The organism is Pseudomonas sp. CG7 (genome assembly GCF_023701885.1).
Taxonomy (GTDB): domain Bacteria; phylum Pseudomonadota; class Gammaproteobacteria; order Pseudomonadales; family Pseudomonadaceae; genus Aquipseudomonas; species Aquipseudomonas zanjanensis.
This window is the reverse complement of the sequence record NZ_JABAEE010000009.1, coordinates 86,225-112,679: the sequence shown is the minus strand read 5'-3', so window position 1 is coordinate 112,679 and position 26,455 is coordinate 86,225. Positions and strand designations below refer to the sequence as shown.

Below are 26,455 nucleotides of genomic sequence, written 5' to 3'. Positions count from 1 at the left end.
ACACCAGCAGCACCACCGCCACCGGGATTTCGAACGCCACGCCGAAGGCGAAGAACAGCGTCATGACGAAATCCAGGTAGCTGCTGATGTCCGTCATCATTTCCACGCCCGCCGGGGTGGCGGCGGCGAAGAACTTGAAGATCAGCGGGAACACCAGGTAATAGGCGAAGGCCATGCCGGTGTAGAACAGCAGGATGCTGGACACCAGCAGCGGCACGGCGATGCGTTTTTCATGCTTGTACAGGCCAGGTGCGATGAAGCCCCAGATCTGGTGCAGGATCACCGGGATCGCCAGGAACAGCGAGACCATCATCGTCAGCTTCAGTGGCGTCAGGAACGGCGACGACACGTCGGTGGCGATCATCGTCGCCCCTACCGGCAAGTACTGGCGCAGCGGCGTGGAGACGAAGGTGTAGATCTGCTGGGTGAAGGAAAACCGCCCGGCGAAGATGATGAAAACCGCCGCGACGCAACGCAGCAGGCGGGTGCGCAACTCGGTGAGGTGCGATACCAGCGGCATCGGCTGGTCGTTTTCGGGGATATCGCTCATGGGGCTCGCGGCGGCAAAGTAGGGTCGTTAGGCGCAGGCGCAGCGGTGGAGGCTGTGTCCGCTACCGTCGGTGTCGCTGGCGCCGGTTCTGCCACCGGCACGCCGCTTTCTGGCGTTTGGGAAGCCATCGTCGGCTCGACCACGGGCTGGACCGGCGTCGGTTCCTGTTGGGTCGGCGTGAAGATTTTCCGCGCTTCCTGCTCCAGGGACAGAATATGTTCGTTGTGCAGTTGCCGACGGATATCGTCGGCACCGATTTCACGTTCAACTTCCTGTTTGATCGCATTGAAGCTGCGCTTCAGGCGCCCGATCCACCGACCGGCAGTGCGCGCAGCGCCCGGCAGGCGCTCGGGGCCCAATACCAACAGGGCGACGAGGCCGACGAGCAGCAGTTCAGTGAAGCTGATCCCAAACATTAGTCAGTGCTCACGAGTCTTTGCGGATGGGCTCTTCGACTTTCTGGGCCAGCACATCGATGGTATTCGGTGCATTCACAGGCTGAGTGGCCTGCGGGTGTACCGGTTGGGCAGGTTGGCCGGGCTGGGCTTGGGTGGTCGGCGGATCGGTCGGTTTTTCATCATCGTTCATGGCTTTGCGAAAGCCCTTGATCGACTCGCCGACATCGGTGCCGAGGTTTTTCAGTTTCTTGGTACCGAACACCAGCACCACGACGACCAGGATGACGACCCAGTGTTTCCAGTCAAAGATACCCATGTGGCTACTCCTCTCAAAAATTGATCAGGCGGACGGGCGCGAGGCTTTCTCGACGTGCCCGGACAGACCGAAACGACGGTCCAGTTCATCCAGTACGGCCTGCGGATGCTGCCCCAGTTGGGCCAGCATGACCAGGCTGTGGAACCACAGGTCGGCGGTCTCGTAGATTACGTCGCTGCAGTCGCCGCTGATGGCGGCGTCCTTGGCTGCGATGATGGTCTCGACCGACTCTTCGCCGACTTTCTCCAGAATCTTGTTCAAGCCCTTGTGGTAAAGGCTGGCGACATAGGAACTGTCAGCCGCGGCGCCCTTGCGCTCTTCCAGCACCTGGGCCAGGCGGGTCAGGGTGTCACTCATGGGTATGTCCTGAATAAATGGCATGCGGGTCCTTGAGCACCGGGTCGACGGTTTTCCAGTCGCCGTTCTCGAAGACGCGATAAAAGCAGCTTTGACGGCCGGTGTGACAGGCAATCTCGCCGACCTGTTCGACCATCAGGATGATGACGTCGCCGTCGCAGTCCAGGCGCATCTCATGCAGGTGCTGCACGTGGCCGGACTCTTCTCCCTTGCGCCACAGCTTGCCACGGGAACGTGACCAATAGATGGCGCGGTTCTCGGCAGCGGTCAGGGCCAGTGCTTCGCGGTTCCTCCAGGCCCTCATCAATACGCGCCCGGTCTTGTGGTCCTGGGCGATGGCCGGCACCAGGCCGTCAGCGTCCCACTTGATCTCGTCCTGCCAGTTTTTCATCGTTGACTCCGACCATGGGCCGCGCACCTGGAATCGGCGGGCCCAGCGTTGAAACAGTGTGCCAGCGTGAACCGGTGCTGGCTATCGACGAACGACCAGATACAGACCGACCACCACCATGATACCGGCCGGCCAGTGGCCCAGTTGGCTCAGCGGCCCGCCGGTCGCCAGCACCGCGCCGCCACCCAGGTGAGCCGCGCCAAGCAGGCGCAACAGCCAGTCGTCCTTGCGTCGGTGCCACGGGGGCGCCGGGTCGTGGGCGTGGGGCTGGGACATGCGTTCGAGCAGGTCGCGGGTCATGTTGGCCAGGTGCGGGATCTGCTCGAACTGGCTCTGCACGTTGCCCAGCAAGGTGCGCGGGCTGACGCGCTCGCGCATCCAGCGTTCGAGGAACGGTTGGGCGGTGTTCCACAGGTCGAGGTCCGGGTACAGCTGACGGCCCAAACCCTCAATGTTCAGCAGGGTTTTCTGCAACAGCACCAACTGCGGCTGGACCTCCATGTTGAAGCGACGTGCAGTCTGGAACAGGCGCATCAGTACCTGGCCGAAGGAAATATCTTTTAACGGTTTTTCGAAGATCGGTTCGCACACGGTACGGATCGCCGCTTCGAATTCGTTGAGCATGGTCTCGGCCGGCACCCAGCCTGAATCGATGTGCAGTTGGGCGACGCGACGGTAGTCACGCTTGAAGAAGGCGAACAGGTTGCGTGCCAGGTAGTCCTGGTCCTCAGGGGTCAGGCTGCCGACGATGCCGCAGTCGATGGCAATGTATTGCGGGCTCCATGGCTGCACGGTGCTGACGAAGATGTTGCCCGGGTGCATGTCGGCGTGGAAGAAACTGTCGCGAAACACCTGGGTGAAGAAAATTTCCACGCCGCGCTCGGCCAGCAGTTTCATGTCGGTGCGCTGGTCTGCCAGGGTCGCCAGGTCAGTCACCTGGATGCCGTAGATGCGCTCCATCACCAATACTTTCGGCCGGCACCAGTCCCAATAGACTTGCGGCACATAGAGCAGCGGCGAGCCCTCGAAGTTGCGGCGCAACTGGCTGGCGTTGGCGGCCTCGCGCAGCAGGTCGAGTTCGTCGTAGATGGTTTTTTCGTAATCCTGGACCACGTCCACCGGGTGCAGCAGGCGGGCATCGGCCGACAGCCGCTCGGCGGCACCGGCGAGAATGAACAGCCACGCCAGGTCCTGGGCGATGATCGGCTTGAGGCCCGGGCGAATGACCTTGACCACCACTTCTTCGCCGCTCTTGAGTTGCGCGGCGTGAACCTGGGCCACGGAAGCCGAGGCCAGGGGCTCGACATCGAAACGGCTGAAGACTTCGCTGATCTTCTTGCCCAGCTGTTCCTCGATCAGCGCCACCGACAGCTTGGAATCGAACGGCGGCACGCGGTCTTGCAGCAACATCAGCTCGTCGGCGATGTCTTCGGGCAACAGGTCGCGACGGGTCGAGAGGATCTGCCCGAACTTGATGAAGATTGGTCCCAGGTCCTGCAGAGCCAGGCGCAAGCGCGCGCCGCGCGTCAGGTCCAGGGTTCGCCGGGGAAACCAGCGCCACGGCAGCACGAAGCGCAGCGCCAGGAGAAACCAGGGCAACGGCAAGGCGAACAGCAGGTCATCGAGGCGGTAGCGGATCACGACGCGCTGGATGCGCAACAAACGGCGGACGGCAAGCAGCTTCATGCGTTATCGCTTGGTTTCAAGGGATCGGGAAAGGCGCTCGAAACGCGCCTCGAGGCGTTCCAGGTCAAGCTTGACCTGGTCCAGTTCATCAAAACGGGCCTGGGCCTCGCGTTGGCCTACGAGGGTACGCGATTCTTCGGCCAGGTATTCACTCAGATTCTGTCCCAGGCTGGCGAAGCCCTGGCGATACCAGCGGCGGCGGCTGTTCAAATGGCCGCTGAGCAGCTGGGTCGCCACCGGGCCGATCCAACGGGACACTTCGTATTCCCAGTCCAGCTCCAGGTCCTGGAGAATCGCCGCCAGTTCCAGCAGTACGCCGCTGTCGCCGTCGAGCACGACGTCGGGGCTGTGCAGCACCGCGCTCTTGTCCTTGCCCAGGGCCAGGTTCAGCAGGCTCGACGCCGGGGCGCGCAGCGTGCAGTCCACTTCGGCTTCCCAGTGGGCGGCGAGCATCAGGCCTTCGTCGCTGGGCAGGATGAACAACCGCAACGCCGGGCTACGGCAGTCGACGGCGATGACTTTGCCGCTCAAGTGCGCCAGGCGCGGGAGCGCCGTGCTGTCCAGGCGCAGCACCCGGTTGAGGCCGAGTTCGACGCTGGCGAGCAGGCCGGTGAGCAACATCAGGGCTTGATACCGCGATGCAGGGCGACGATGCCTGCGGTCATGTTGTGGTAGGTCACGCGGTCGAAACCGGCCTCGACCATCATCGACTTCAGGGTTTCCTGGTTCGGGTGCATGCGGATCGATTCGGCCAGGTAGCGGTAGCTTTCCGAGTCATTGGTGATCAGCTTGCCCATCAGCGGCATGAAGGCGAACGAGTAGGCGTCATAGGCCTTGGACATCAGCGCGTTGGTTGGCTTGGAGAACTCCAGCACCAGCAGGCGCCCGCCGGGCTTGAGCACGCGCAGCATCGAACGCAGGGCGTCTTCCTTGTGGGTGACGTTGCGCAGGCCGAAAGCGATGGTCACGCAGTCGAAATGTTTGTCGGGGAACGGCAGCTTCTCGGCGTCGGCCTGGACGAATTCAACATTGCCGGCCACACCCAGGTCCAGCAGGCGGTCGCGACCGACCTTGAGCATGGATTCGTTGATGTCGGCCAGGACCACCTGGCCGGTCGGCCCGACGATGTGGGAGAACTTCTTCGTCAGGTCGCCCGTGCCGCCGGCGATGTCCAGCACGCGGTTACCGCTGCGCACGCCCGACAGCTCGATCGCGAAACGCTTCCAGAGGCGGTGCATGCCGCCCGAGAGCAGGTCGTTCATCAAGTCGTACTTGGCGGCCACGGAGTGAAAAACCTCGGCGACTTTTTCCGCCTTCTGGCTTTCCGGCACGTTCTTGAAGCCGAAGTGAGTGGTGGGTTCGGCATCGCTGCCTTTGCGCTGATCAGTCATATCCCGGTCACCAAAAAAGAATGCGGGACATTCTAATCCCGGTGGAGGGCTTTGTCTTGGCAAGGCTGAAGGTAAGATGGGCAACCGCCGGGACGTTTTGACGCAGCCAGGGTTTGAAACGTTCAGGCAAGTCCCGATAAAACAGGAGTCATCCGATGGCCCGTATAACGGTTGAACGTGCCCATGGCCTGGGCAAGGAAGCGGCGCGAGAGAAGGCCGACAAGCTGGCGCAGAAGTTGTCCGACAGCTATGGCCTGGAGCCGCAGTGGGTGGGCGATACCCTGAAACTCAAGCGTTCCGGGGTCAAGGGCGAAGTGCACGTGGGCGAGGATTCGATCCGCGTCGACGTGGAGCTGGGCATGTTGATGTCGGCCATGAGCGGCACGATCAAAGGTGAAATCGAAAAGGCGCTGGATAAGGCGTTGGCTTGATTGACCGAAGGGTGGCGAATGCAAATTAAGGTTCACCACCCAACCCTGTGGGAGCGAGCTTGCTCGCGATTGCATTGGTTCAGTCACATCAAGCTTGGCTGACACTCCGCCATCGCGAGCAAGCTCGCTCCCACAATGGCAGTCATCGCCTTCGGAATATGTGTCAGTTGTTAGGGTGCCGTTTCTAATTATTGTCACTACTTTGTGCCTGAGCCCGTCCCTGTGCGGGCAGTTCCTCAAACCTTTTTCGAGTGAGGTGCACCATGGCCAAAGTTATCCTGAAGAAAAAAACAGACGTTGAATCTTCCACGCTCGGCGACGTGAAAACGTACGCGCGCAAGATCTGGCGGGCGGGTCTGGGCGCCTACACGAAGGTCGGCCAGGAAGGCGGCGAGTATTTTCAAGAGTTGGTAAAAGCTGGCGAAGTTATTGAAACCAAAGGCAAAAAGAAAATTGCCGGGAAACTTGAAGCGGCCAACAGCGAATTGATTGAAGCCAAGACCGACGTCAATACTTTCAAGGCCCGGGTTGAAGTACAACTCGATAAAGTCGAGAAGGTATTCGATGCCCGTGTTGCAAGTGCCTTGAATCGTATCGGCATTCCGTCTAAACATGACGTTGAGGCACTCTCTGCTAAGCTCGATGAGCTGACAGCATTGCTCGAACGTGTCGCGCGTAAACATTAAGGAGAACGGGATGGCTGGTAAAAAAATCACAGAAAAAGAAGGCAGCTCGTGGGCCGGGAAGATTGAAAAGTATTCCCGCAAAATCTGGCTGGCTGGTTTAGGCGTGTACTCGAAGATCGACACTGACGGCAGCAAGCTCTTCGAGTCTCTGGTTAAGGACGGCGAAAAGGCCGAAAAACTCACCAAGACGGCGGTCGGCAAACAAGTCGATGCAGCCAAGGACTCTGCCGAGTCCGCCAAGTCGCGAATCGGCGGCGTGAAAGATCGTGCGCTGGGCAAATGGGACGAACTGGAGGGGGCTTTCGACAAGCGCCTGAACAGTGCGATCTCCCGCCTGGGCGTGCCGAGCCGTAATGAAGTCAAGGCGCTGCACAGCAAGGTCGCCACACTGACCAAGCAGATCGAAAAACTCACCGGCGCCAAAGTCGCACCGGTGGCGACCAAGACGGCGGCGGCCAAGCCGGCCGCTAAAACGGCAGCCAAGCCACTGGCCAAGGCAGCGGCAAAACCCGCTGCCAAACCTGCGGTGAAAGCAGCGGCCAAGCCAGCGGCTAAAACCGCAGCGGCCACACCCGCTGCCAAGGCAGCCAAACCGGTAGCGGCGAAAGCGGCCGCCAAGCCTGCTGCAAAACCTGCAGCCAAACCGGCGGCCAAGACGGCAGCAGCTAAACCTGCTGCGGCTAAACCAGCGGCTAAACCCGCTGCCAAGCCTGCGGCAAAAGCGGCGGCCAAACCAGCTGCGGCGAAAAAGCCTGCCGTGAAAAAACCGGCCGCGCCAAAAGCTGCCGCACCCAAGGCACCCACCGCGGCCGCCAAACCGGCAACCGCGACCACGACGAACTCCGCCGCGGCTCCGACCCCGGTCGCCACTCCAGCACCGGCGCAGGCTCCAACGCCGCCATCTACCCAGTCCTGATATCCAGGGCTGACAAAAATGCCCGGTCTATGTAGGCCGGGCTTTTTTATTTGTACGCAGGTCAACCTGTGGGAGCGAGCTTGCTCGCGATAGCGGTGGGTCAGCCACATTGATGTTGGAGGTGCCGCAGTCATCGTCGGATCGCCGCCCGGAGCAAGCTCGCTCCCACAATGGACCTGCCCCTGCCCCTGCCCGTGGTTAGTCGTGCTCTTCCAGGTATCGCAGCGCCAATCGTTCGGTCGCCACTTTGGTCGCAGGCGGCAGGTGCGGGGCCACCAGCATCATGATCTGGTAGACCACCAATCGAACCTCGCCCTCACGATCCAGGATCCGCTGATAGTCCAGGGAGAACAGCAGGGTCATGGTGATCTGCTCCACCAACTGCCCCAGGGCCTGGGTATCGCTGACCAGCAGCTCCTGCGCCTTGAGTTGCGCCAGCAGTGAGGCGAGGGTTCGCTTCAGGGCGTTGAGCAACTGACGGATGCCCTTGGCCAGCTTTGGCAGGCGTCCGGCCAGGTTGGACAGGTCCTGGAACAGAAACCGGTACTGGGCCAGGCGCTCGACGATCAAGTGCAGGAACAGCCAGTAGTCTTCCGGTGCCAACTGTGCGTCCGCCGGTGGGTCGAGCAGCGGCGCCAGCTCGCTCTGGAAGCGCTCGAACAGCCCGAGGATCAGTGGTTCCTTGCCATGGAAGTGGTAGTAGAGGTTGCCCGGGCTGATGCCCATTTCGTTGGCAACTTCCATGGTCGATACGTTCGGCTCGCCCTTTTCGTTGAATAATTGCAGGGCACATTCAAGGATGCGGTCGCGGGTTTTCATCCGGTCTTCTTAATGGTCAAGTCGTGCCACGGCCAAGCGCCTGGCCGTGGCGTGAGGCCTTCAGCGCACGCGAACATAGGTTCCAGGGGCAGCGTCCAGCGGCGGGTAATTAACGTTGCCCAAGGTCATCTGGGTTTCGTGCTGGGCGCCGGAGCGTGCCTGGATCCAGCCCAGCCATTGCGTCCACCAGCTGCCTTCGACATGCGTGGCGTCGTAGTACCAGGCTCGCGGGTCGCTGCTCAGTTTCGCGCTTTCGATATAGTTGGCCTTGGGGTTGCCTGGCGGGTTGAGGATGCTCTGGACATGGCCGCTGTTGGAGAGCACGAAGCGTTTTTCGCCCCCCAGCAGGAGGGTCGAGCGATACACCGCGTCCCAAGGCGTGATGTGGTCGTTGATACCGCCCACGCTGAAGCTGTCCACCGTCACTTTTTGCAGGTCGATGGGCGTGCCGCACACTTCCAGGCCGCCGGGATGGGTCAGTGGGTTGTGCTTGAAGAAGTCCAGCAGGTCGCCGTGGTAGGCCGCCGGCAGCCGCGTGCAGTCGTTGTTCCAGTAGAGGATGTCGAAGGCTGGCGGCTCCTTGCCCAGCAGGTAGTTGTTGATGAAGTAGGTCCAGATCAGGTCGTTGGGGCGCATCCAGGCGAACACGCGGGCCATGTCGCGACCATCGAGGATGCCCTTCTGGTAGGAGCGGCGCTTGGCGGCTTCGAGGGTCTGCTCGTCGATGAACAGCGTGGCCGGGCTGTCGATCTGGCTGTCCAGCAGGCTCACCAGGTACGTGGCGCTGGCGACCCGGCGTAGCTGGCGCTTGGCTTGCAGGTGGCCTTGCAGGGCGGCGATGGTCATGCCACCGGCGCAGGCGCCCATCAGGTTGACCTCGCGAGCGCCAGTGATCGCCCGGCACACATTCATCGCCTCTTCGGTGGCCTCGACATAGCTGGACAGGCCCCATTCGCGGTGGCGTACGTCCGGGTTGCGCCTACTGATGATGAAGACCTGCAAACCGTTTTTCAGGGCGTACTGGACAAAGCTGTTGGAGGGGCTGAGGTCGAAGATGTAGAACTTGTTGATCTGCGGCGGGACGATCAGCAATGGCTTGGCGTACTGCTTTTCGCTCATGGGCCGGTACTGGATCAGTTCGAGCAGTTCGTTGCGAAACACCACCGCGCCGGGTGTGGTCGCCAGGGTCTTGCCGACCTCAAAGGCGTGGGGCGTGGTTTGGCGCGGCAAGCCGTCGTTGTGCAGCAGGTCGTCCACCAGGTGGCTGATGCCGCGGACCAGGCTGGAGCCACCGGAGTTGAACAGCTCCTTGACCGCCAGCGGGTTGAGCAAGGTATTGGACGGCGCTACGGCGTCGTTGAGCAGGGCAAAGGCGAAGTGGGCGCGGGCGCGGTCGTCCTCGTTCATGTCGCTTTCGTCGATCCAGCTCTTGACCTGTTTTTGCCAACTCAGGTAGGCCTGCAAACTACGGCGATAGAAGGGGTTGAGCTGCCAGGTGGGATCGGCGAAACGCGGGTCGTTGGGGGTGGTGGGGTGAAGGGTCTCGCCCAGCAGCACACGGCCCAACTGACTGCCCAGTTTCAACGCATGCCGGGCACTGTGCACCGGGTTGCGCAAGCCGTGTACGGCCACGCTGCGCAAGGTGGACAGCAGGTCCCTGCCACGCAGTCCGGTGACCGCACTTTGTGCGTTGATGAAACTGGCAGGTGCGGGCATGGAACCCTTCGCCGGTTTGTCGCGCATGAGTCAACTCCTTCGTCATCAGGCTAAAAACAAACACACCGAACCAGACAACATAGTCGCTGTTTCGGGTTGCTGCGCAATCCGGCGTCCTGCCAGGCGCTAATGGGCGGTTTCAGCCACCGCCCAGCGGCGAGGGATGCGGATGCATCACCGCGCGCTGACGTTCTTCCTCCAGGAATTTCATGATGATCGGCGCCACCGCCTCGGCCCGGGTGATCAGGAACAGATGACCGTCATCGATGATGTGCAATTGGGCGTTGGGAATGCGCCAGGCCAGCATGCGCATGTTGATCAATGGAATCAGCGGGTCGTCATCGCCGGCCAGCACCAGGGTCGGCTGGTGGATCTTGTGCAGCCAGTGGATGCTGGTCCAGCCCAGGCCGGCGAACAGTTGCCAGTAATAACCGAGCTTGCCCGCCGAACGCACCTTGGCTGCGTGGCTGGCCGCCAGGCTCGGGTCGCGGCGGAACGAACCACCATAGATCAGTGGCGCGATACGCATCACGTGGGACGGTTGAACATAGCGCCGGGGGCTGGCCATCATCCACAGCACCTTCGGTTTGCCCGGCACCATCACCGCCCCGGCCGCCGTGGCCGCCAATACCAGCTTCTTGCAGCGCTCCGGGTAGTCGTAGGCGAACTGCTGGGCCAGGGCGCCCCCCCAGGACACGCCGATCACGTTGACCTGCCCGTAGTCGAGGTAATCGAGCATCCGCGCGGTGAGTTTGGCCAGGCCCGGAAAGCGATACGGCCGGTTGGGCGTCGATGAGCCGCCGACGCCAGGCACGTCAAAGGCGATGACTTCCAGGTCCGGGTCCAGGGCCTGGATGAACGGGAACACCAGCTCCAGGTTGGCGCCGATGCCGTTGAAAATCAGCAATGGCGTCAAGTGAGGCTTGCCGGGACGTACCGCGGTGCGCAAGGTCTGGCCATCCAGATCGACGGTACGGAAGATGTACGGTTGCGGCATGCTTCAAGCCCTGTGGGTTGGGTCGCTGTCTTTCATTTTTCCCCCGATCCCTGTGGGAGCGAGCTTGCTCGCGATGGCAGCGGTACATCCAGCATCCATATGTGCTGACACACCGTCATCGCGAGCAAGCTCGCTCCCACATTGGATCTGCTGTGAACATGAGTTTGCGTTCGCCAGCGCTGTGGGCCTTACATGTCCATGTCGGCTGCCGGAGTGCATTCGTGAGCAAGCCCACGCCCCAGCAGACGAGTTGCATCCATTACCGCTCATGCACATAGGTGCCGGGCGCCGCTTCACCGGCCGGGTAGGCCTTGTTGCCCAGCACGGTCGGGGCCTTTTTCAGTTTGCCCGAGCGCTCGGCCTGCCAGGCTTGCCAGTGCAGCCACCAGGAGTCGGTGTGCTTGGTGGAGTTTTCCTGCCAGTCCTCGGCCTTGGCCGGCATGTCCTCGCCGGTCATGTAGCGCGACTTGGGGTTGCCGGGCGGGTTGAGAATGCTCTGGATATGACCGCTGCTGGACAACACGAACTCCACCTTGCCACCGAACAATTGCGCGGACTTGTAGCAGGACTTCCATGGCGTGATGTGGTCGTTGGTGCCGGCCAGGGAGAAGATGTCGGCGGTGACCTGCTTGAGGTCGATGGGCGTGCCGCACACTTCCAATGCGTTGGGGCGGATCAGTGGATTGTTCTTGAACATTTCGATGAGGTCGCCGTGGAACGCCGCCGGCAGCCGTGTGGTGTCGTTGTTCCAGAACAGGATGTCGAACACAGGCGGTTCGTTGCCCAACAGGTAATTGTTGACCCAGTAGTTCCAGATCAGGTCGTTGGGGCGCATCCAGGCAAAGACCTTGGCCATGTCGCGGCCCTCGAGTACGCCGGCCTGGTAGGAGTGGCGCTTGGCCGCTTCCAGGGTCTGCTCATCGACGAACAGCGCCACGTCGGTGTCCAGGGTGGTGTCGAGCACACTCACCAGCAAGGTCAGGGCATTGACCTTTTTCTCGCCGAGGGCGGCGTAATGGCCCAGCAGCGCGGTGCAGGTGATGCCGCCGGAGCAGGCGCCGAGCATGTTCACGTCCTTGCTGCCGGTGATGGCCGTGACCACGTCCACCGCTTCCTTGAGCGCCTCGATGTAGGTCGACAGGCCCCACTCGCGCTGCGCCTTGGTGGGGTTGCGCCAGCTGATAATGAACGTTTGTACGTTGCTGCGCAGGCAGAAGCGCGCCAGGCTCTTGTCCGGGCTCAGGTCGAAGACGTAGAACTTGTTGATCTGTGGTGGCACCACCAGCAGCGGTCGCTCGTGGACCTGCTCGGTGATGGGCCGGTACTGGATCAGCTCCAGCACGTCGTTGCGAAACACCACGGCGCCTTCGGTCACGCCCAGGCTCTTGCCGACCTCGAACGCGCCCATGTTCACCTGGCTCGGCATCCCACCGTTGTGCACGATATCCTTGGCCAAGTGGGACAGCCCGTCGAGCAGGCTCTTGCCGCCGGTTTCGAAGAAGCGCTTGACCGCCGCCGGGTTGGCCGCCGAGTTGGTCGGGGCCATGGCTTCGGTCATCAGGTTGATCACGAAATGCCCGCGGCTGATGTCCGCGGGCGGGAGGTTGCTGTCGTCGATCCAGGCGTGCAGCTCCTTGCGCCACGCCAGGTAGGTTTGCAGGTAACGTTTGTAGAGTGGGTTCTGGCTCCACGCCGGGTCGGCGAAGCGACGATCGTCGCCGGCCGGTTGCAGCCCGGACTTGCCGAACAGGACGTTCTTGAGCTCGACGCCGAAATGGGCGACGTGCTTGACGCTGTGCAGTGGTTGCTTGATGGCCTGGGTCAGCACCATCCGGGCAGAGGCCAGCAGGTCTTTCCTGCGCAAGCCGACGACGGGATTCAAGCCCAGGGTGTTTTCCGAGGCTTGGTACTTCAACTCATCGTTGTTCTTGTTGCTCATCTACGACGCTCCATTGTCCTTCAGACGAGTACCGGGATCGTGCCATGAAGCCGCAAGGCCAATACCAGGTACGCTGCTCGGGGTGACCATAAATTCCGCATCGAGGGCAATGAGGAAACGTGTGCCAGGAACTCGCCGGTTCCTTTGCAGGGAACTTGCCAGCTCCATTGGTTACCCGAGTTTAATTTTTTTCGCAAGCAGGCCAGTCATTGACGTTGCTGCGCGGGCATTCAAGCAGATGAGTCTAGAAAATTCGCCCTAAAGCGCCAGCCCTTGAGTTAGAGCATCAGCTTGACGACGGACTCGTTCGGATCGCGGGTGTTTCCGGCGGCCTTGAGTTCGTCAAGATAATCGTTCCACAAGTCTTGCTGGCGCACCGCCAACTGGTAGAGGTAGTCCCAGGTGAACAAACCGCTGTCGTGGCCGTCGTCGAAGGTCAGTTTCAGTGCGTACTGGCCGGCGGGTTCGACCTTGGTCAGGGCAACGTTGAGCTTGCCGTATTGCAGGATGGGTTTGCCGTGGCCCTGGACCTCGGCGGAAGGCGAGTGAACCCGCAGGAACTCGGCGGGCAGATGGTACTCCTCGTCCGGCGCGTATTTGAGCGTCAGGGTCTTGGAGGCTTTGTGCAGGTTGATGGCGGGGGGGAGGTTGGTCATGGGCTGTGATCCGTCTCTGAAGGACGCGTTGATCTGCGAAACGCCGCGGGCCATGTGGGAGCGAGCTTGCTCGCGATAGCGGTTTGACAGTCAACACATGGGCTGACTGTTATGCCGCCATCGCGAGCAAGCTCGCTCCCACAGGTCCGGGGAACCTGTCGGTGGCTTACAGGATATACCGCGACAGGTCTTCGTTCTGCGCCAGTTCACCCAGGTGGCTGTTGACGTACTCGGCGTCGATAAGAATCGGCGCTTCGTTGTGGGCGCTGGCCAGGTCGCCGGCGCTGAACGACACTTCCTCGAGCAAGCGTTCGAGCAGCGTGTGCAGGCGACGGGCGCCGATGTTCTCGGTCTTCTCGTTGACCTGCCAGGCGATCTGGGCCAGGCGCTTGATGCCTTCTGGCGTGAACTCGATGTTCAGGCCTTCGGTCTTGAGCAGCGCGCAGTACTGTTCGGTCAGGGACGCATGGGGCTCGCTGAGGATGCGCTCGAAGTCTTCCGGCGTCAGCGCCTTGAGTTCGACACGGATCGGCAGGCGACCCTGCAGCTCCGGCACCAGGTCGCTCGGTTTGCTCAGGTGGAACGCACCGGACGCAATGAACAGGATGTGGTCGGTCTTGACCATGCCCAGCTTGGTGTTGACCGTGCAGCCTTCGATCAGCGGCAGCAGGTCGCGTTGCACACCTTCGCGGGACACATCGGCGCCGCCGACATTGCCGCGCTTGGCAACCTTGTCGATTTCATCGATAAACACGATGCCATGCTGCTCGACCGCTTCCAGTGCCTTGGCCTTCAATTCTTCTTCGTTGACCAGGCGACCGGCTTCTTCGTCGCGCACCAGTTTCAGCGCTTCTTTGACCTTGAGCTTGCGGCTCTTCTTCTTGCCCTTGCCCATGTTGGCAAACAGGCTCTGCAACTGGTGGGTCATTTCTTCCATGCCCGGCGGCGCGGAAATGTCGACGCCAGCCATTTCGGCCACTTCGATCTCGATTTCCTTGTCATCCAGTTGGCCTTCGCGCAGGCGCTTGCGGAACAACTGGCGGGTGTTGGAATCCTGTGTCGCGGCGGAGTCGGCGTTGAAGCCCATGCGCGCTGGCGGCAGGAGCGCATCGAGGATGCGTTCTTCGGCGGCGTCTTCGGCGCGATGGCGGACCTTGGTGATTTCCTGTTCGCGCAGCAACTTGATCGCAGCGTCGGCCAAGTCACGGATGATCGATTCGACGTCGCGGCCGACATAACCGACTTCGGTGAACTTGGTGGCTTCGACCTTGATGAACGGCGCATTGGCGAGCTTGGCCAGGCGTCGGGCGATTTCGGTCTTGCCGACACCGGTCGGGCCAATCATCAGGATGTTCTTGGGAGTCACTTCGACGCGCAGCTCTTCGGGCAGCTGCATCCGGCGCCAGCGGTTACGCAGGGCGATGGCGACGGCGCGCTTGGCATCGTCCTGGCCGATGATGTGGCGGTTGAGTTCGTGGACGATTTCGCGGGGAGTCATGGAGATAGTATTTGGCGGTCCTCAAGCAGAAGTCTGGGCCTGGAAGGGCTTACTCCGCGAGGTCCTGCTCCTCAATGGTCTGGGTGTGATTGGTGAAGACACAGATGTCGCCGGCGATGCCCAAGGCAGTCTCGACGATCTCGCGGGCCGACAGGTCGGTCTTTTTCAGCAGGGCGCTGGCCGCGGCCTGCGCGTAGGCACCGCCGGAACCCATGGCGATCAGGCCATCCTCGGGCTCAACGACGTCGCCGTTGCCGGTGATGATCAACGAGGCGTCCTTGTTGGCGACCGCGAGCATGGCTTCGAGGCGGCTCAGGGAGCGGTCGGTGCGCCATTCCTTGGCCAACTCCACGGCGGCGCGGACCAAGTGGCCCTGGTGTTTCTCAAGCTGGCCTTCGAAACGTTCGAACAACGTGAAGGCGTCGGCAGTGGCCCCGGCGAAACCGGCGATGACCTCGCCGTGATACAGGCGACGAACTTTCTTCGCGTTGCCTTTCATCACGGTGTTGCCCAATGAAACCTGGCCGTCGCCGCCCATGACGACTTTGCCATGACGGCGGACTGAAACGATGGTGGTCAAGGGAAGAGTCTCCACGCAGCGGGGCGAAAATGCCCGGATGGAACTCATATGGGGGTGGCGTGGGTTTTTTCAACTGCAAGGGTGCGGAGGGGATGAGTGGTCCCTCGCTGTTTTTGGCAGGGGACTTCTTTGTGGCGAGGGAGCTTGCTCCCGCTGGACCGCGCAGCGGTCCCAAGCTTTTATGGCTGCTACGCAGCCCAGCGGGAGCAAGCTCCCTCGCCACAAAAGCCCCCCCGGCTACAGGGGCTCAGCGAAAGTCAGCGGCTCTGGCGTTGTTGTAACAACAGGTTGCTGAAACCACTGCCCGCCAATTGTTTCTGGGCCTTGGTCAGTTCCTCGCGGTTACTGAACGGGCCGACCAGTACCCGGTACCAGGTTTCATCCTTCACCGTACCGGACTCCACCGACACCGACTGGCCCAGCAGAATGATCTGCGCCCGGACCTTGTCGGCGTCGGCTTCCTTGCGGAACGAACCGGCTTGCAGGAAGAACTTCGTCACCGGCGCAGCTTTCTGCACCGGCGGGGCTGGTGGCGGCGTGATGCCGGCCAGGGCCGCCTGGGCGCGGGCGGTGTCGATTTTCGCCGCTTCGGCCGGGGTCACCGGTGTGGTGGGCACCTGGGGCACTTGCGGCGTCGGCAGGGTTTTCTCCGGCACGGCATCGGGCGGCACGATGACTTCCGATTCCGGCAGCAGGGTGTAGAAGTCGTACTTCGGCTTCCCCGGCTGCGTCGGGCTCGGCGGGGTCTTGTGGGCCTCGGCGATGCGCGTGGCTTTCTGCTGCTCTTGGCGGACGCGCTTGACGTCAGCGCCCTGGCCCGGCTCCAGCTTCATCAAAAACACAATGAACGCGCCGACGGTCAGGCCGATGGCCATCCACAACCAGCCCGGAATCGGCTGTTTGGCCGGAGGCTGGTAACGACTGGCGCCGCGCTTGGGTGCAGGTTTTTTCTTGGCGGCCAACTTACATGCGCTCCAGGGTTTCCAGGCCGAGCAGTTCCAGGCCTTGCTTGAGCGTGCGCCCGGTCAGTGCGGCGAGGCGCAGGCGGCTCTGCATTTGCTCCGGGGTTTGCGCGTTGAGGATCGGGCAGTTCTCGTAGAAGCTGGAGAACAGGCCGGCGACATCGTACAGGTAGGCGCATAGCGTGTGCGGCGTGCCTTTGTCGGCGACGTTGTTCAGCACTTCGCCGAACTGCGCCAGTTTCGCCGCCAGCTCCTGCTCCTGCGGCGCTTCGAGCACAATCTGGCCGTCTATTTCATTGAAGCCTTTGCCGAGTTTGCGGAACACGCCCGCCACGCGGGTATAGGCGTACAGCAGGTACGGCGCGGTGTTGCCTTCGAAGTTGAGCATCAGGTCGAAGTTGAAGCTGTAGTCGCTGGTGCGGTGCTTCGACAAGTCGGCGTACTTCACCGCGTCGATACCGACGACCTTGGCGATGTTGCGCAGCTCGTCTTCGGCCAGGTCCGGGTTCTTGCCCTTGACCAGGCTGTAGGCGCGGTCCTGGGCTTCGGTCAGCAGGTCGATCAGCTTCACCGTGCCGCCGTCGCGGGTCTTGAACGGACGACCGTCGGCGCCATTCATGGTGCCGAAGCCCATGTGCTCCATCTCCATCGGATGGGTCACGAAACCAGCCAGGCGTGCCACTTCGAACACTTGCTGGAAGTGCAGGGCCTGGCGCTGGTCGACGAAATACAGCACCCGATCGGCCTTGAGCACGCGGTTGCGGTAGCGCACGGCCGCCAGGTCGGTGGTGGCGTAGAGGTAGCCGCCGTCGGCCTTGACGATGATCACCGGCAGCGGCTCGCCATCGGCGGTCTTGAACTGGTCGAGGAACACGCACTGGGCGCCGTTGCTTTCCACCAGCATGCCTTTGGCCCGGAGGTCGTTGACCACGTTGACCAGGTCGTCGTTGTAGGCGCTTTCGCCCATCACGTCGGCCATGGTCAATTTGACGTTCAGCAGCTCGTAGATTTTCTGGCAATGGGACAGGGAGATGTCCTTGAACTTGGTCCACAGTGCCAGGCACTCGGCATCGCCGGCCTGCAACTTGACCACCAGGCCACGGGCGCGGTCGGCGAACTCCGGCGACTCGTCGAAGCGTTGCTTGGCGGCGCGGTAGAAGTTCTCCAGGTCCGACAGCGCGGCGCTGGTGATCGGGGTTTCCTGAAGATAGGCCATCAGCATGCCGAACTGGGTGCCCCAGTCCCCGACGTGGTTCTGGCGGATCACGGTGTCGCCAAGACACTCCAGGACCCGGGCCACGCCGTCGCCGATGATGGTCGAGCGCAGGTGGCCGACGTGCATTTCCTTGGCCAGGTTGGGGGCCGAGAGGTCGACGACGGTGCGCTGCAACGGGCCGGCCTTGCGCACGCCGATGCGTTCGTCGGCCAGGGCCGCGTCCAGGCGCGAAGCCAGGGCCTGGGTGTTCTGGAAGAAATTGATGAACCCGGGGCCGGCGATGTCGGCCTTGCTGACGTTTTCGTCGGCGGGCAGCGCGGCGATGATTTTTTCCGCCAGGTCGCGAGGTTTCATGCCGGCCGGCTTGGCGAGCATCATCGCGATGTTGCTGGCGAAGTCGCCGTGGGTCTTGTCGCGGGTGTTCTCGACCTGAATCGCCGGCGACAGGCCTTCTGGCAGCACACCTTCAGCGACGAGTTGGGTGATGGCTTGCTGGATGAGCTGGCGAATGGTGTCTTTCATGGTCTTCTCTTTCAACCGCAGGCGCGGCGGCGCTTCGATGCGCTGGTGGAAAAACTGGGCATTATCCGTGGCGCGGGCGAGCTTGCCAACTGTAGCGGGTTGGTTGGGGATGTGTGGTGACTATTCTTGCTGGCCTGGATGTACGCAATCCTCTGTGGGGGCGAGCTTGCTCGCGATGGCGGCGGGTCAGCTTGCGTGATGTTGAATGCCAGGCCGCTATCGAGCAAGCTCGCTCCCACAGGTGCCAGGCTTTGCGACCCTTTCAATACAAATCCACCGGATCCACATCCAGCGACCAGCGCACCGCCCGCCCGCTGGGTATCTGTTCCAGTACCAGTAGCCAGGCGCTCAGCAGTCGATGCAGCGGCGCCCGGGCATTGGCCTGCAATAAAAGTTGCGCGCGATAGCGCCCGGCTCGCCGCTCCATCGGCGCCGGCACCGGCCCCAGGAGTTCGATGCCGGTGAGGCTCTGCTCTGCCAGCAGACGCTCCGCCTCGCTGCAAGCCTCATCGAGGAAACCTTCGGCCTGCCCCGGCTTGTGGGCTTCGGCCCGCAACAGCGCCAGGTGGGCAAAGGGCGGCAGGCCGGCGCTGCGGCGTTCGCTCAAGGCTTGCTCGGCGAAGGCGAAGTAGCCCTGCTCGGTCAGTTGGATCAGCAGCGGGTGATCGGCCAGGTGCGTCTGGATGATCACTTTGCCCGGTTCCTCGGCCCGCCCGGCCCGGCCCGCGACCTGGACGATCAACTGCGCCATGCGCTCGCTGGCGCGGAAGTCGCCGGAGAATAGCCCGCCATCGGCGTCGAGGATCGACACCAGGGTGACCCGTGGGAAGTGATGCCCCTTGGCGAGCATCTGCGTGCCCACCAATATGCACGGCTGACCCTTCTGGATCGTCGCGAACAGTTGGTTCATCGCGTCCTTGCGCGAGGTGCTGTCACGGTCGACCCGCAACACCGGGTAGTCCGGAAACAGGATGCCCAGCCGCTCTTCGGCGCGTTCGGTGCCGGCGCCGACCGGGCGCAAGTCCACTTTGCCGCACTGTGGGCAATGCCTTGGCACGCGCTCGACGTGGCCGCAATGGTGGCAACGCAGCTCGCCATGGCGTTGATGCACGGTCATCCGCGCGTCGCAGCGTTCGCAGCCAGACATCCAGCCGCAGTCGTGGCACAGCAGGGTCGGGGCAAAACCGCGACGATTGAGGAACACCAGGACCTGTTGCCCGGCGGCCAGTGTTTGGCCGATGGCTTGCTGCATCGGTCCGGAAATACCGCTGTCCAGCGGGCGACTTTTCACGTCCAGGCGCAGGAAACGCGGTTGCTTGGCACCGCCGGCCCGTTCGTTCAGGCGCAACAGGCCGTAGCGGCCGGTGTAGGCGTTGTGCAGGCTTTCCAGCGAGGGCGTGGCCGAGCCGAGCACGATCGGGATGTTTTCCTGGCGGGCGCGCACCAATGCCAGGTCGCGGGCGTGATAGCGCAGGCCTTCCTGCTGTTTATAAGAGCCATCGTGCTCTTCGTCGATGATGATCAGGCCAGGGTTCTTCATCGGCGTAAACAGGGCCGAACGGGTGCCGATGATGATGTCGGCCTCGCCATCGCGGGCAGCGAGCCAGGCTTCCAGGCGTTCACGGTCGTTGACTGCCGAGTGCACCAGGGCGATCCGCGCATTGAAGCGTTGCTCGAAGCGCGCCAGGGTTTGCGGGCCGAGGTTGATTTCCGGAATCAGCACCAGGGCCTGCTTGCCGGCCTCCAGGGTCTGGCGGATCAGTTGCAGGTAGACTTCGGTCTTGCCGCTGCCGGTGACGCCTGCCAACAGAAAGGCGTGATAACTGTCGAAACCTGCACGAATCGCCTCGCAAGCGGCCCGCTGCTCGGCATTGAGCGGCAGTTCCGGCTGGGCCAGCCAATGTTCATGGCGGGCGCCGGGGGCGTGCCGGCGGATTTCCACCTGGACCAGGTCCTTGGCCAGCAACAGGTCCAGGCTGTCCTTGCTGAGCATCAGTTTGCTTAGCAGTTGATGGGCCACGCCATGGGGGTGTTGGGCCAGGGTCGCCAAGGCTTCGCGCTGGCGCGGGGCTCGAGCGATGCGCGGATCGTCCAGCGAGGCCCCCGGGGCCACCGACCAGAACCGCTCCTGGCGCGCCTCGGCCAGCTCGCCCTGGCGCAGTAGCACCGGCAGCGCCCAGCTCAGGGTATCGCCGAAGCTGTGCTGGTAATACTGGGACGTCCACAGGCACAACTTGAACAGCGAGGCGGGCAGCGGCGGCGTGGCATCGAGCAGCGCCAGGGCCGGTTTGAGCTTGTCGGCCGGGACTTCGCTGTGGTCGGTGACTTCCACCAGGATGCCGATCATTTCCCGGCGGCCGAACGGCACCCGCAGGCGCATGCCCGGCTGCAACTGGGCGCGCAGGACCCCGGCCGGGGCGCGGTAGTCGATCAGGCGGCGCAGGGGCGAAGGCAGGGCGAGGCGCAGGATGGCGTCGGGCACGCGGGGCAATCTCAATAAACAGACATTGGGTGAGGCTGGCGCTGGATGTGGGAGCGGGCTTGCTCGCGAAGGCGGATTATCTGGCAGAAATGATGTGCCTGACACACCGCCTTCGCGAGCAAGCCCGCTCCCACAAGTCCCACAAGAAGGATCGCGCATGAGGCCGGGAGCCTAGCAGACGGTTGGTACAAGGCATAGCTTGCGCGAATGACGATGTCTGGTAGAATCCGCGGCCTAATTACGTGCGGTATTCAACAATAGTGTTGGGTGGCGGCACGCTAGCCTGAGGAAAACAGCATGAAAACCGATATCCATCCGGAATACCCGCAAATTGCCGTAACCTGCAGCTGCGGCAACAAGTTCGAAACGCGTTCGACCTACGGCAAAGCCCTGGCGATCGACGTTTGCAACGAATGCCACCCGTTCTACACCGGTAAGCAAAAGACTCTGGATACCGGCGGCCGTGTTCAGAAGTTCGCCGATCGTTTCGGTGCTTTCGGCAAAGTTGCTCCAAAAGCCTGAGGCTGATCATTTTGAATGGTCGTCTCGACTGCTCCAGACTGATAAAGAAGGCGTCCCTCGTGGGCGCCTTTTTTGTGTCTGCGATTTGGCTCTGCGGTGCCCAGGGCGCCTGTCCTGCGCCGGGCAACCTGTCCCAAGTGGCGGTGCAGCGCGTGGTGGATGGCGACACCTTGTACCTGGAGGATGGCCGCCGCATTCGGATGATCGGCCTCAACAGCCCTGAGCTGGGCAAGCGCGGCCGCGCCGACGAGCCGTTTGCCGTGGCGGCGCGCCAGCGACTCGAGGCCCTGGTGGCTGCCAGCGGTGGCCGGGTGGGCGTATTGCCTGGCGAGGACGACCGGGAGGATTACGGTCGCACCCTGGCCCATGTCTACAACGCCCAGGGCGAGAATCTCGAAGAGCGCCTGATTGCCGAAGGGTTGGGGTTTCTGGTGGCAGTCGCGCCGAACGTCGACCTGGTCGGTTGTCAGCAAATGGCCGAACGTCATGCGCGCCAAGCCGGATCAGGTATTTGGAAAAAATCCCCGGTGGTGCGAGCGGAGCAGATCAATGCCCCCGGCTTCGTACTGACCCGTGGGCGGGTAGAAAGCGTGCAACGCAATCGCGGTGGTATCTGGATTGAATTGCATGGGGCGGTTGTCCTGCACATTGGCCCCAATTTGCAAAGACGTTTTGATGCCTCGGCCCTGGAGCGGCTCAAAGGGCGGACAATCGAGGCGCGTGGCTGGGTTATCGACCGCGCCCGGCGTGGCGGGAATAAAGCCGGTCAAGCGCGATGGATGTTGCCGTTGACTGATCCGGCCATGCTGGAAGCGGTTCTGTAGTAAAAAATTGTAGACATTTTGTCGCTATATTGTATGCATGTAGCCCTTGTGTTTCGCGGCTCTTGGCCCAAAGTCGTAGGGCAGGGCGCTTGACAGCAGTGACTGGTCAGTCTTGTAGGGACTTTGCGAGGCGCGTATCCTCGGCGGTCCGTCTGTCCAACACAGTAAAAAGCGGAATGCCCACATGTCTGATCTGAAAACTGCCGCTCTCGAATATCACGCTCATCCTCGTCCAGGAAAGCTGAGTGTCGAGCTCACCAAGGCCACCGCTACTGCTCGCGACTTGTCGCTGGCCTACAGCCCCGGCGTAGCCGAACCAGTCCGCGAAATCGCTCGCGACCCTGAACTGGCCTACAAATACACCGGTAAAGGCAACCTGGTTGCAGTCATTTCCGATGGCACCGCGATCCTCGGCCTGGGTAACCTCGGCCCATTGGCTTCCAAGCCAGTCATGGAAGGCAAGGGCGTGCTGTTCAAGCGCTTCGCCGGTATCGACGTTTTCGACATCGAAGTCGATTCCGAGAGCCCGCAAGCCTTCATCGACACCGTCAAGCGCATCTCCATCACCTTCGGTGGCATCAACCTGGAAGACATCAAGGCACCTGAGTGCTTCGAGATCGAGCGCGCCCTGATCGAACAGTGCGACATCCCGGTCTTCCACGATGACCAGCACGGCACCGCCATCGTCACCGCGGCCGGCATGATCAACGCCCTGGAAATCGCCGGCAAGACCCTGCCGGAAGCCAAGATCGTCTGCCTGGGTGCCGGCGCTGCGGCCATCTCCTGCATGAAGTTGCTGGTGAGCATGGGCGCCAAGATCGAAAACATCTTCATGGTCGACCGTACCGGCGTGATCCACTCCGGCCGTGACGACCTGAACCAGTACAAAGCCGTGTTCGCCCACGCGACCGACAAGCGCTCCCTGGCGGATGCGCTGGACGGTGCCGACGTATTCGTCGGCCTGTCGGGTCCGAACCTGCTGAGCGCGGAAAACCTGCTGCGCATGGCACCGAACCCAAGCGTGTTCGCCTGCTCGAACCCAGACCCGGAAATCTCCCCGGAACTGGCTCACGCGACCCGCAACGACGTGATCATGGCCACTGGCCGTTCGGACTACCCGAACCAGGTCAACAACGTACTGGGCTTCCCGTTCATCTTCCGTGGTGCCCTGGACGTTCGCGCCAAGCGCATCAACGAAGAAATGAAAGTCGCGGCCGCCAACGCCCTGCGCGAACTGGCCAAGCTGCCGGTGCCTCAGGAAGTGTGCGACGCCTACGGCGGCATCAAGCTGGAATTCGGTCGTGAGTACATCATCCCGAAACCAATGGACGCCCGCCTGATCACCCTGATCTCCGATGCCGTGGCCAAGGCCGCCATCGAGACGGGCGTGGCGACACTGCCGTATCCAAAGAACTACCCGCTCAAGAGCGTGGATGACGTGTTCAACGGCTAAGCCGTTGTAGCGCGCTTCAACGAAAAAGCCCCGGCTCTGTGAGTCGGGGCTTTTTAATGCCTGCCGATTTTGTACGACCGTCGCAGATCCCTGTGGGAGCCGAGCTTGCTCCCGCTCGGCTGCGCAGCAGTCGCAAACCGGGCAATGCGGTCGGTCTATAGGCGTGCAGGGGCCTGCTGCGCAGGCCAGCGGGAGCAAGCTCCCTCGCCACGGGTTTTGGGCTGCCTGGGCTGACGCCATCGCGAGCAAGCTCGCTCCCACATTGGTTCGGTGGTGGACGTTGATTGTGTGACCGCCACAAATCCCCCTGTGGGAGCGAGCTTGCTCGCGATGACGATCTTCAATTCACCCCAGGCCTCTCAGCCCAACGCTCGAGCCTCAATCCAGCCCTGTGGCGAGGGAGCTTGCTCCCGCTCGGCTGCGCAGCAGTCGCAAACCGGGCAATGCGGTCGGTCTATAGGCGTGCAGGGGCCTGCTGCGCAGGCCAGCGGGAGCAAGCTCCCTCGCCACGGGTTTTGGGTTGCCTGGGCTGGCGCCATCGCGAGCAAGCTTGGCTCCCACAGGGATGTGGATGGGTCAGAACAGATCGATCGGCGCCGCTTCGTCCGCCGGCAGCGGGCTACCCGGTGCGACGCCGTTGCCCAGCTCGTTGGCCGACGGCGGCGTGTCTTCGCTCTTGAACAGTTCGAAGTACGCACCCGGGGTACCTGGCGTGGCCGCGCGGCCGCTGACCGGGTCGACCCGCAGGCTGAGGATACCTTCCGGCTCCGGCTGGGTGTGCGGCGGTTTGTCCTTGAGGGCGGCGCCCATGTAGTTCATCCAGATCGGCAGCGCCACCGTGCCGCCGAACTCGCGGCGACCCAGGCTTTCAGGCTGGTCGAAACCGGTCCAGACGGTGGTCACGTAGTCGGCGTTGTAGCCGGAGAACCAGGCGTCCTTGGATTCATTGGTGGTGCCGGTCTTGCCCGCCAGGTCAGTGCGGCCCAGGGCCAGGGCGCGACGGCCGGTGCCGAGCTTGATCACGTCCTGCAGCATGCTGTTGAGAATGTAGGTGGTGCGGCCATCGACAATGCGCTCCGCGATGGCGGGCGCTTGCGGCAGGCCTGGGGCCGTCGCGGCTTCACCTGGTGTCGCATTGACCGTGAACGTCTCGGTGGACGGTGCGGCGACGCCATCGCTGGCCTGCTCGCCCGTGGGAACCCGTGGCGGGTTGGCAACAAACAGTGTCTCGCCATTGCGACTTTCGATCTTGTCGATGATGTACGGGGTGATCTTGTAGCCGCCGTTGGCGAACGTGCTCCAGCCCATGGCGATTTCCATCGGCGTCAAGGTCGCGGTGCCCAAGGCCAGGGACAGGTTGCGCGGCAGGTCCTGCTTGTTGAAGCCGAACTTGCTGATGTAGTCGATGGTGCGGTCCACGCCCAGCGCTTGCAGCAAGCGGATCGAGACCAGGTTGCGGGATTTGTACAGCGCCTCGCGCAGGCGAATCGGGCCGAGGAAGGTATTGGTGTCGTTCTTCGGTCGCCAAACCTTGTCCAGGTACTCATCGACGAACACGATCGGCGCATCGTTCACCAGGCTGGCGGCGGTGTAGCCGTTATCCAGGGCGGCGCTGTAGACAAACGGCTTGAAGCTCGAGCCTGGCTGGCGCTTGGCCTGCAAGGCGCGGTTGTAATTGCTTTGCTCGAAGGCGAAGCCACCCACCAGCGAGCGGATCGCGCCGTTCTGTGGGTCGAGGGACACCAGCGCGCCCTGGGCGGCCGGAATCTGGCTGAACTTGAGCGTATTGTCCGCCTGGCGCTGGACGCGGATCAGGTCGCCGACCTGGGCCACATCCGACGGTTGCCGTGGGTTGGCGCCCATGCTGTTGGTGTTGAGGAATGGGCGGGCCCATTTCATGGTGTCCCAGGCTACGTGTTCTTCCTGCTCGCCATTGCGGGTCAGCACCTTGATGCCGTCCTTGTCCACCGAGGTGACGATCGCCGGCTCCAGGCTGCTGATGGTGCGTTGCTTGGTCAGTTCCAGGGCCCAGGCTTCCTTGGTCTTGCCCGGCAGGCGCGATTCAGGGCCACGGTAGCCGTGGCGCTGGTCGTAGGTCATCAGGCCCTCGTGCAGCGCGGTGTTGGCCATTTCCTGCAAGTTGCTCGGCACCGTGGTGGTCACGCGAAAACCTTCAGTGTAGGCGTCGCTGCCATAACGCCCGACCATCTCAGCGCGGGCCATCTCGGCAATGTACGGGGCATTCACTTCCGGCGTCGGCACGTGATAGCTGGCGTTCAGCGGCTCGTTGATCGCGGCGGTGTAGTCGGCCTCGGTTATTTTGCCGAGCTTGTACATACGCCCCAGGATCCAGTCGCGTCGCTCCTTGCTGCGCGTCGGGTTGGCCAGCGGGTTGAAGCGCGACGGGGCCTTGGGCAGGCCGGCGATCATCGCCATCTGCGCCAGGCTCACATCGCGGATCGACTTGCCGTAATACACCTGCGCCGCCGCCTCGATGCCGTAGGCGCGGTTGCCCAGGTAAATCTTGTTCACGTACAGCTCGAGGATTTCATCCTTGGTCAGTTGCCGTTCGATCTGCAGGGCCAGGAGGATCTCGGTGGTCTTGCGCGAAAAGCTGCGCTCGCTGGTCAGGAAGAAGTTCTTGGCCACTTGCATGGTGATGGTGCTGCCGCCGGACTGGATGTGCCCGCTCTTGACCAACTGGCTGGCCGCGCGCATCAGGCTGCCAGGATCGACGCCATAGTGGTTGGCGAAGTTATCGTCTTCAGCACTTAGTAACGCATTGATGAAATTGGGGGGAATGTCGGCGAAACGGATCGGTGTGCGGCGCATTTCGCCAAATTCGGCGATCAACTTGTCGTCGCTGCTGTATACCCGCAAAGGAATCTGCAACTGAATACTTCTCAGCGCCTCCACGGACGGCAAACCCGGACTAAGGTAAAGAAAAGCACCGCTCAGGCCCAAGAGCAGTCCGCAGAAAACGGCGACGATGGACCATCCGAAAAATTTCAGCAGACGAATCAAGGCTTTTGGATATCCAGGCAAAGAATGAAAAAGGCGCCAGGTGCAGGGATGGACCCGTGCTTGCAACAAAGCGAAAAAAACGCTGGGCATTATAAGCATTTTTTTTCGTCAGGCATGCCATAC

24 protein-coding genes and 1 pseudogene are annotated in these 26,455 nt (G+C 62.3%); 6 read left to right on the top strand and 19 right to left on the bottom strand.

Going from position 1 to position 26,455, the window contains the following annotated elements; genetic code table 11:
* The 8 genes and pseudogenes from tatC to ubiE form a co-directional block, all read right to left on the bottom strand.
* Positions 1-550, bottom strand: a 550-nt coding sequence (gene tatC, locus HGO40_RS06205; protein WP_250962316.1) for a twin-arginine translocase subunit TatC, incomplete at its 3' end; no start/stop codon positions are given.
* Positions 547-966 carry a Sec-independent protein translocase protein TatB gene (tatB, locus tag HGO40_RS06200; RefSeq protein WP_250962315.1) on the bottom strand — a complete coding sequence of 140 codons (420 nt, stop codon included), beginning with the start codon at positions 964-966 and terminating at the stop codon, positions 547-549. The genes tatB and tatC, both read right to left, overlap by 4 nt.
* Before the next feature lie 10 nt (positions 967-976).
* On the bottom strand, positions 977-1,264 hold the full coding sequence (locus HGO40_RS06195; RefSeq protein WP_250962314.1) for a twin-arginine translocase TatA/TatE family subunit: 288 nt from the start codon (positions 1,262-1,264) through the stop codon (positions 977-979).
* 24 nt (positions 1,265-1,288) lie between these two features.
* On the bottom strand, positions 1,289-1,621 hold the full coding sequence (locus tag HGO40_RS06190; protein ID WP_003186671.1) for a phosphoribosyl-ATP diphosphatase: 333 nt from the start codon (positions 1,619-1,621) through the stop codon (positions 1,289-1,291).
* Positions 1,614-2,012 carry a phosphoribosyl-AMP cyclohydrolase gene (gene hisI / locus HGO40_RS06185; RefSeq protein WP_250962313.1) on the bottom strand — a complete coding sequence of 133 codons (399 nt, stop codon included), beginning with the start codon at positions 2,010-2,012 and terminating at the stop codon, positions 1,614-1,616. The genes HGO40_RS06190 and hisI overlap by 8 nt, the downstream gene beginning before the upstream one ends.
* Positions 2,013-2,093: 81 nt before the next feature.
* On the bottom strand, positions 2,094-3,698 hold the full coding sequence (ubiB, locus tag HGO40_RS06180; RefSeq protein ID WP_250962312.1) for a ubiquinone biosynthesis regulatory protein kinase UbiB: 1,605 nt from the start codon (positions 3,696-3,698) through the stop codon (positions 2,094-2,096).
* Positions 3,695-4,319 (bottom strand): annotated as a pseudogene (locus tag HGO40_RS06175) (ubiquinone biosynthesis accessory factor UbiJ). The gene ubiB and the pseudogene HGO40_RS06175 overlap by 4 nt, the downstream one beginning before the upstream one ends.
* Positions 4,319-5,089 (bottom strand): bifunctional demethylmenaquinone methyltransferase/2-methoxy-6-polyprenyl-1,4-benzoquinol methylase UbiE, encoded by a 771-nt coding sequence (ubiE, locus tag HGO40_RS06170; protein ID WP_250962311.1) that lies wholly within the window; start codon positions 5,087-5,089, stop codon positions 4,319-4,321. The pseudogene HGO40_RS06175 and the gene ubiE overlap by 1 nt, the downstream one beginning before the upstream one ends.
* Positions 5,090-5,244: 155 nt before the next feature.
* On the opposite strand from ubiE, the gene HGO40_RS06165 reads away from it, so the two are divergent.
* From HGO40_RS06165 to HGO40_RS06155, 3 genes are all read left to right on the top strand, one after another.
* The gene (locus HGO40_RS06165; protein WP_053117622.1) at positions 5,245-5,520 is read left to right on the top strand and encodes a polyhydroxyalkanoic acid system family protein; all 276 of its coding nucleotides are present in this window, start codon (positions 5,245-5,247) and stop codon (positions 5,518-5,520) included.
* A gap of 263 nt (positions 5,521-5,783) precedes the next feature.
* The gene (locus tag HGO40_RS06160; RefSeq protein WP_250962310.1) at positions 5,784-6,206 is read left to right on the top strand and encodes a phasin family protein; all 423 of its coding nucleotides are present in this window, start codon (positions 5,784-5,786) and stop codon (positions 6,204-6,206) included.
* 10 nt (positions 6,207-6,216) lie between these two features.
* Positions 6,217-7,122 carry a phasin family protein gene (locus HGO40_RS06155; protein WP_250962309.1) on the top strand — a complete coding sequence of 302 codons (906 nt, stop codon included), beginning with the start codon at positions 6,217-6,219 and terminating at the stop codon, positions 7,120-7,122.
* A gap of 198 nt (positions 7,123-7,320) precedes the next feature.
* On the opposite strand, the gene HGO40_RS06150 is transcribed toward HGO40_RS06155, so the two are convergent.
* The 10 genes from HGO40_RS06150 to HGO40_RS06105 all read right to left on the bottom strand — a co-directional run bounded on the left by HGO40_RS06150 (position 7,321) and on the right by HGO40_RS06105 (position 20,509).
* Positions 7,321-7,941: a TetR/AcrR family transcriptional regulator gene (locus HGO40_RS06150; protein ID WP_250962308.1), complete on the bottom strand. Its 621-nt coding sequence runs from the start codon at positions 7,939-7,941 to the stop codon at positions 7,321-7,323.
* A gap of 60 nt (positions 7,942-8,001) precedes the next feature.
* Entirely contained in the window at positions 8,002-9,684 is a 1,683-nt protein-coding gene (gene phaC, locus HGO40_RS06145; RefSeq protein ID WP_250962307.1) for a class II poly(R)-hydroxyalkanoic acid synthase, read from the bottom strand.
* A 112-nt stretch (positions 9,685-9,796) separates the two neighbouring features.
* On the bottom strand, positions 9,797-10,654 hold the full coding sequence (phaZ, locus tag HGO40_RS06140; RefSeq protein ID WP_003186648.1) for a poly(3-hydroxyalkanoate) depolymerase: 858 nt from the start codon (positions 10,652-10,654) through the stop codon (positions 9,797-9,799).
* A gap of 259 nt (positions 10,655-10,913) precedes the next feature.
* On the bottom strand, positions 10,914-12,593 hold the full coding sequence (gene phaC / locus HGO40_RS06135) for a class II poly(R)-hydroxyalkanoic acid synthase (RefSeq protein WP_250962306.1): 1,680 nt from the start codon (positions 12,591-12,593) through the stop codon (positions 10,914-10,916).
* A 278-nt stretch (positions 12,594-12,871) separates the two neighbouring features.
* Positions 12,872-13,249, bottom strand: coding sequence for a gamma-butyrobetaine hydroxylase family protein (locus HGO40_RS06130; protein WP_250962305.1), 378 nt, complete (start codon positions 13,247-13,249; stop codon positions 12,872-12,874).
* A 166-nt stretch (positions 13,250-13,415) separates the two neighbouring features.
* Entirely contained in the window at positions 13,416-14,753 is a 1,338-nt protein-coding gene (gene hslU, locus HGO40_RS06125) for an ATP-dependent protease ATPase subunit HslU (protein WP_250962319.1), read from the bottom strand.
* 43 nt (positions 14,754-14,796) lie between these two features.
* The gene (gene hslV, locus HGO40_RS06120; protein ID WP_003196958.1) at positions 14,797-15,327 is read right to left on the bottom strand and encodes an ATP-dependent protease subunit HslV; all 531 of its coding nucleotides are present in this window, start codon (positions 15,325-15,327) and stop codon (positions 14,797-14,799) included.
* 257 nt (positions 15,328-15,584) lie between these two features.
* Positions 15,585-16,289, bottom strand: a complete 705-nt coding sequence (locus HGO40_RS06115) for an SPOR domain-containing protein (protein ID WP_250962304.1) — start codon at positions 16,287-16,289, stop codon at positions 15,585-15,587.
* 1 nt (position 16,290) lies between these two features.
* Positions 16,291-18,027, bottom strand: a complete 1,737-nt coding sequence (argS, locus tag HGO40_RS06110; protein WP_250962303.1) for an arginine--tRNA ligase — start codon at positions 18,025-18,027, stop codon at positions 16,291-16,293.
* Between the two features lie 262 nt (positions 18,028-18,289).
* Positions 18,290-20,509, bottom strand: coding sequence for a primosomal protein N' (locus HGO40_RS06105; RefSeq protein WP_250962302.1), 2,220 nt, complete (start codon positions 20,507-20,509; stop codon positions 18,290-18,292).
* A gap of 297 nt (positions 20,510-20,806) precedes the next feature.
* On the opposite strand from HGO40_RS06105, the gene rpmE reads away from it, so the two are divergent.
* From rpmE to HGO40_RS06090, 3 genes are all read left to right on the top strand, one after another.
* A complete protein-coding gene (rpmE, locus tag HGO40_RS06100) occupies positions 20,807-21,031 on the top strand; it encodes a 50S ribosomal protein L31 (protein WP_245143549.1) in 225 nt (74 codons plus the stop codon).
* Between the two features lie 11 nt (positions 21,032-21,042).
* Positions 21,043-21,855, top strand: a complete 813-nt coding sequence (locus tag HGO40_RS06095) for a thermonuclease family protein (RefSeq protein WP_250962301.1) — start codon at positions 21,043-21,045, stop codon at positions 21,853-21,855.
* A 184-nt stretch (positions 21,856-22,039) separates the two neighbouring features.
* A complete protein-coding gene (locus HGO40_RS06090) occupies positions 22,040-23,308 on the top strand; it encodes a malic enzyme-like NAD(P)-binding protein (RefSeq protein WP_250962300.1) in 1,269 nt (422 codons plus the stop codon).
* Positions 23,309-23,884: 576 nt separating this feature from the next.
* Here the strand turns inward: HGO40_RS06090 and HGO40_RS06085 are convergent.
* Positions 23,885-26,329 carry a penicillin-binding protein 1A gene (locus HGO40_RS06085; protein WP_411387453.1) on the bottom strand — a complete coding sequence of 815 codons (2,445 nt, stop codon included), beginning with the start codon at positions 26,327-26,329 and terminating at the stop codon, positions 23,885-23,887.
* Positions 26,330-26,455: the final 126 nt, after the last annotated feature.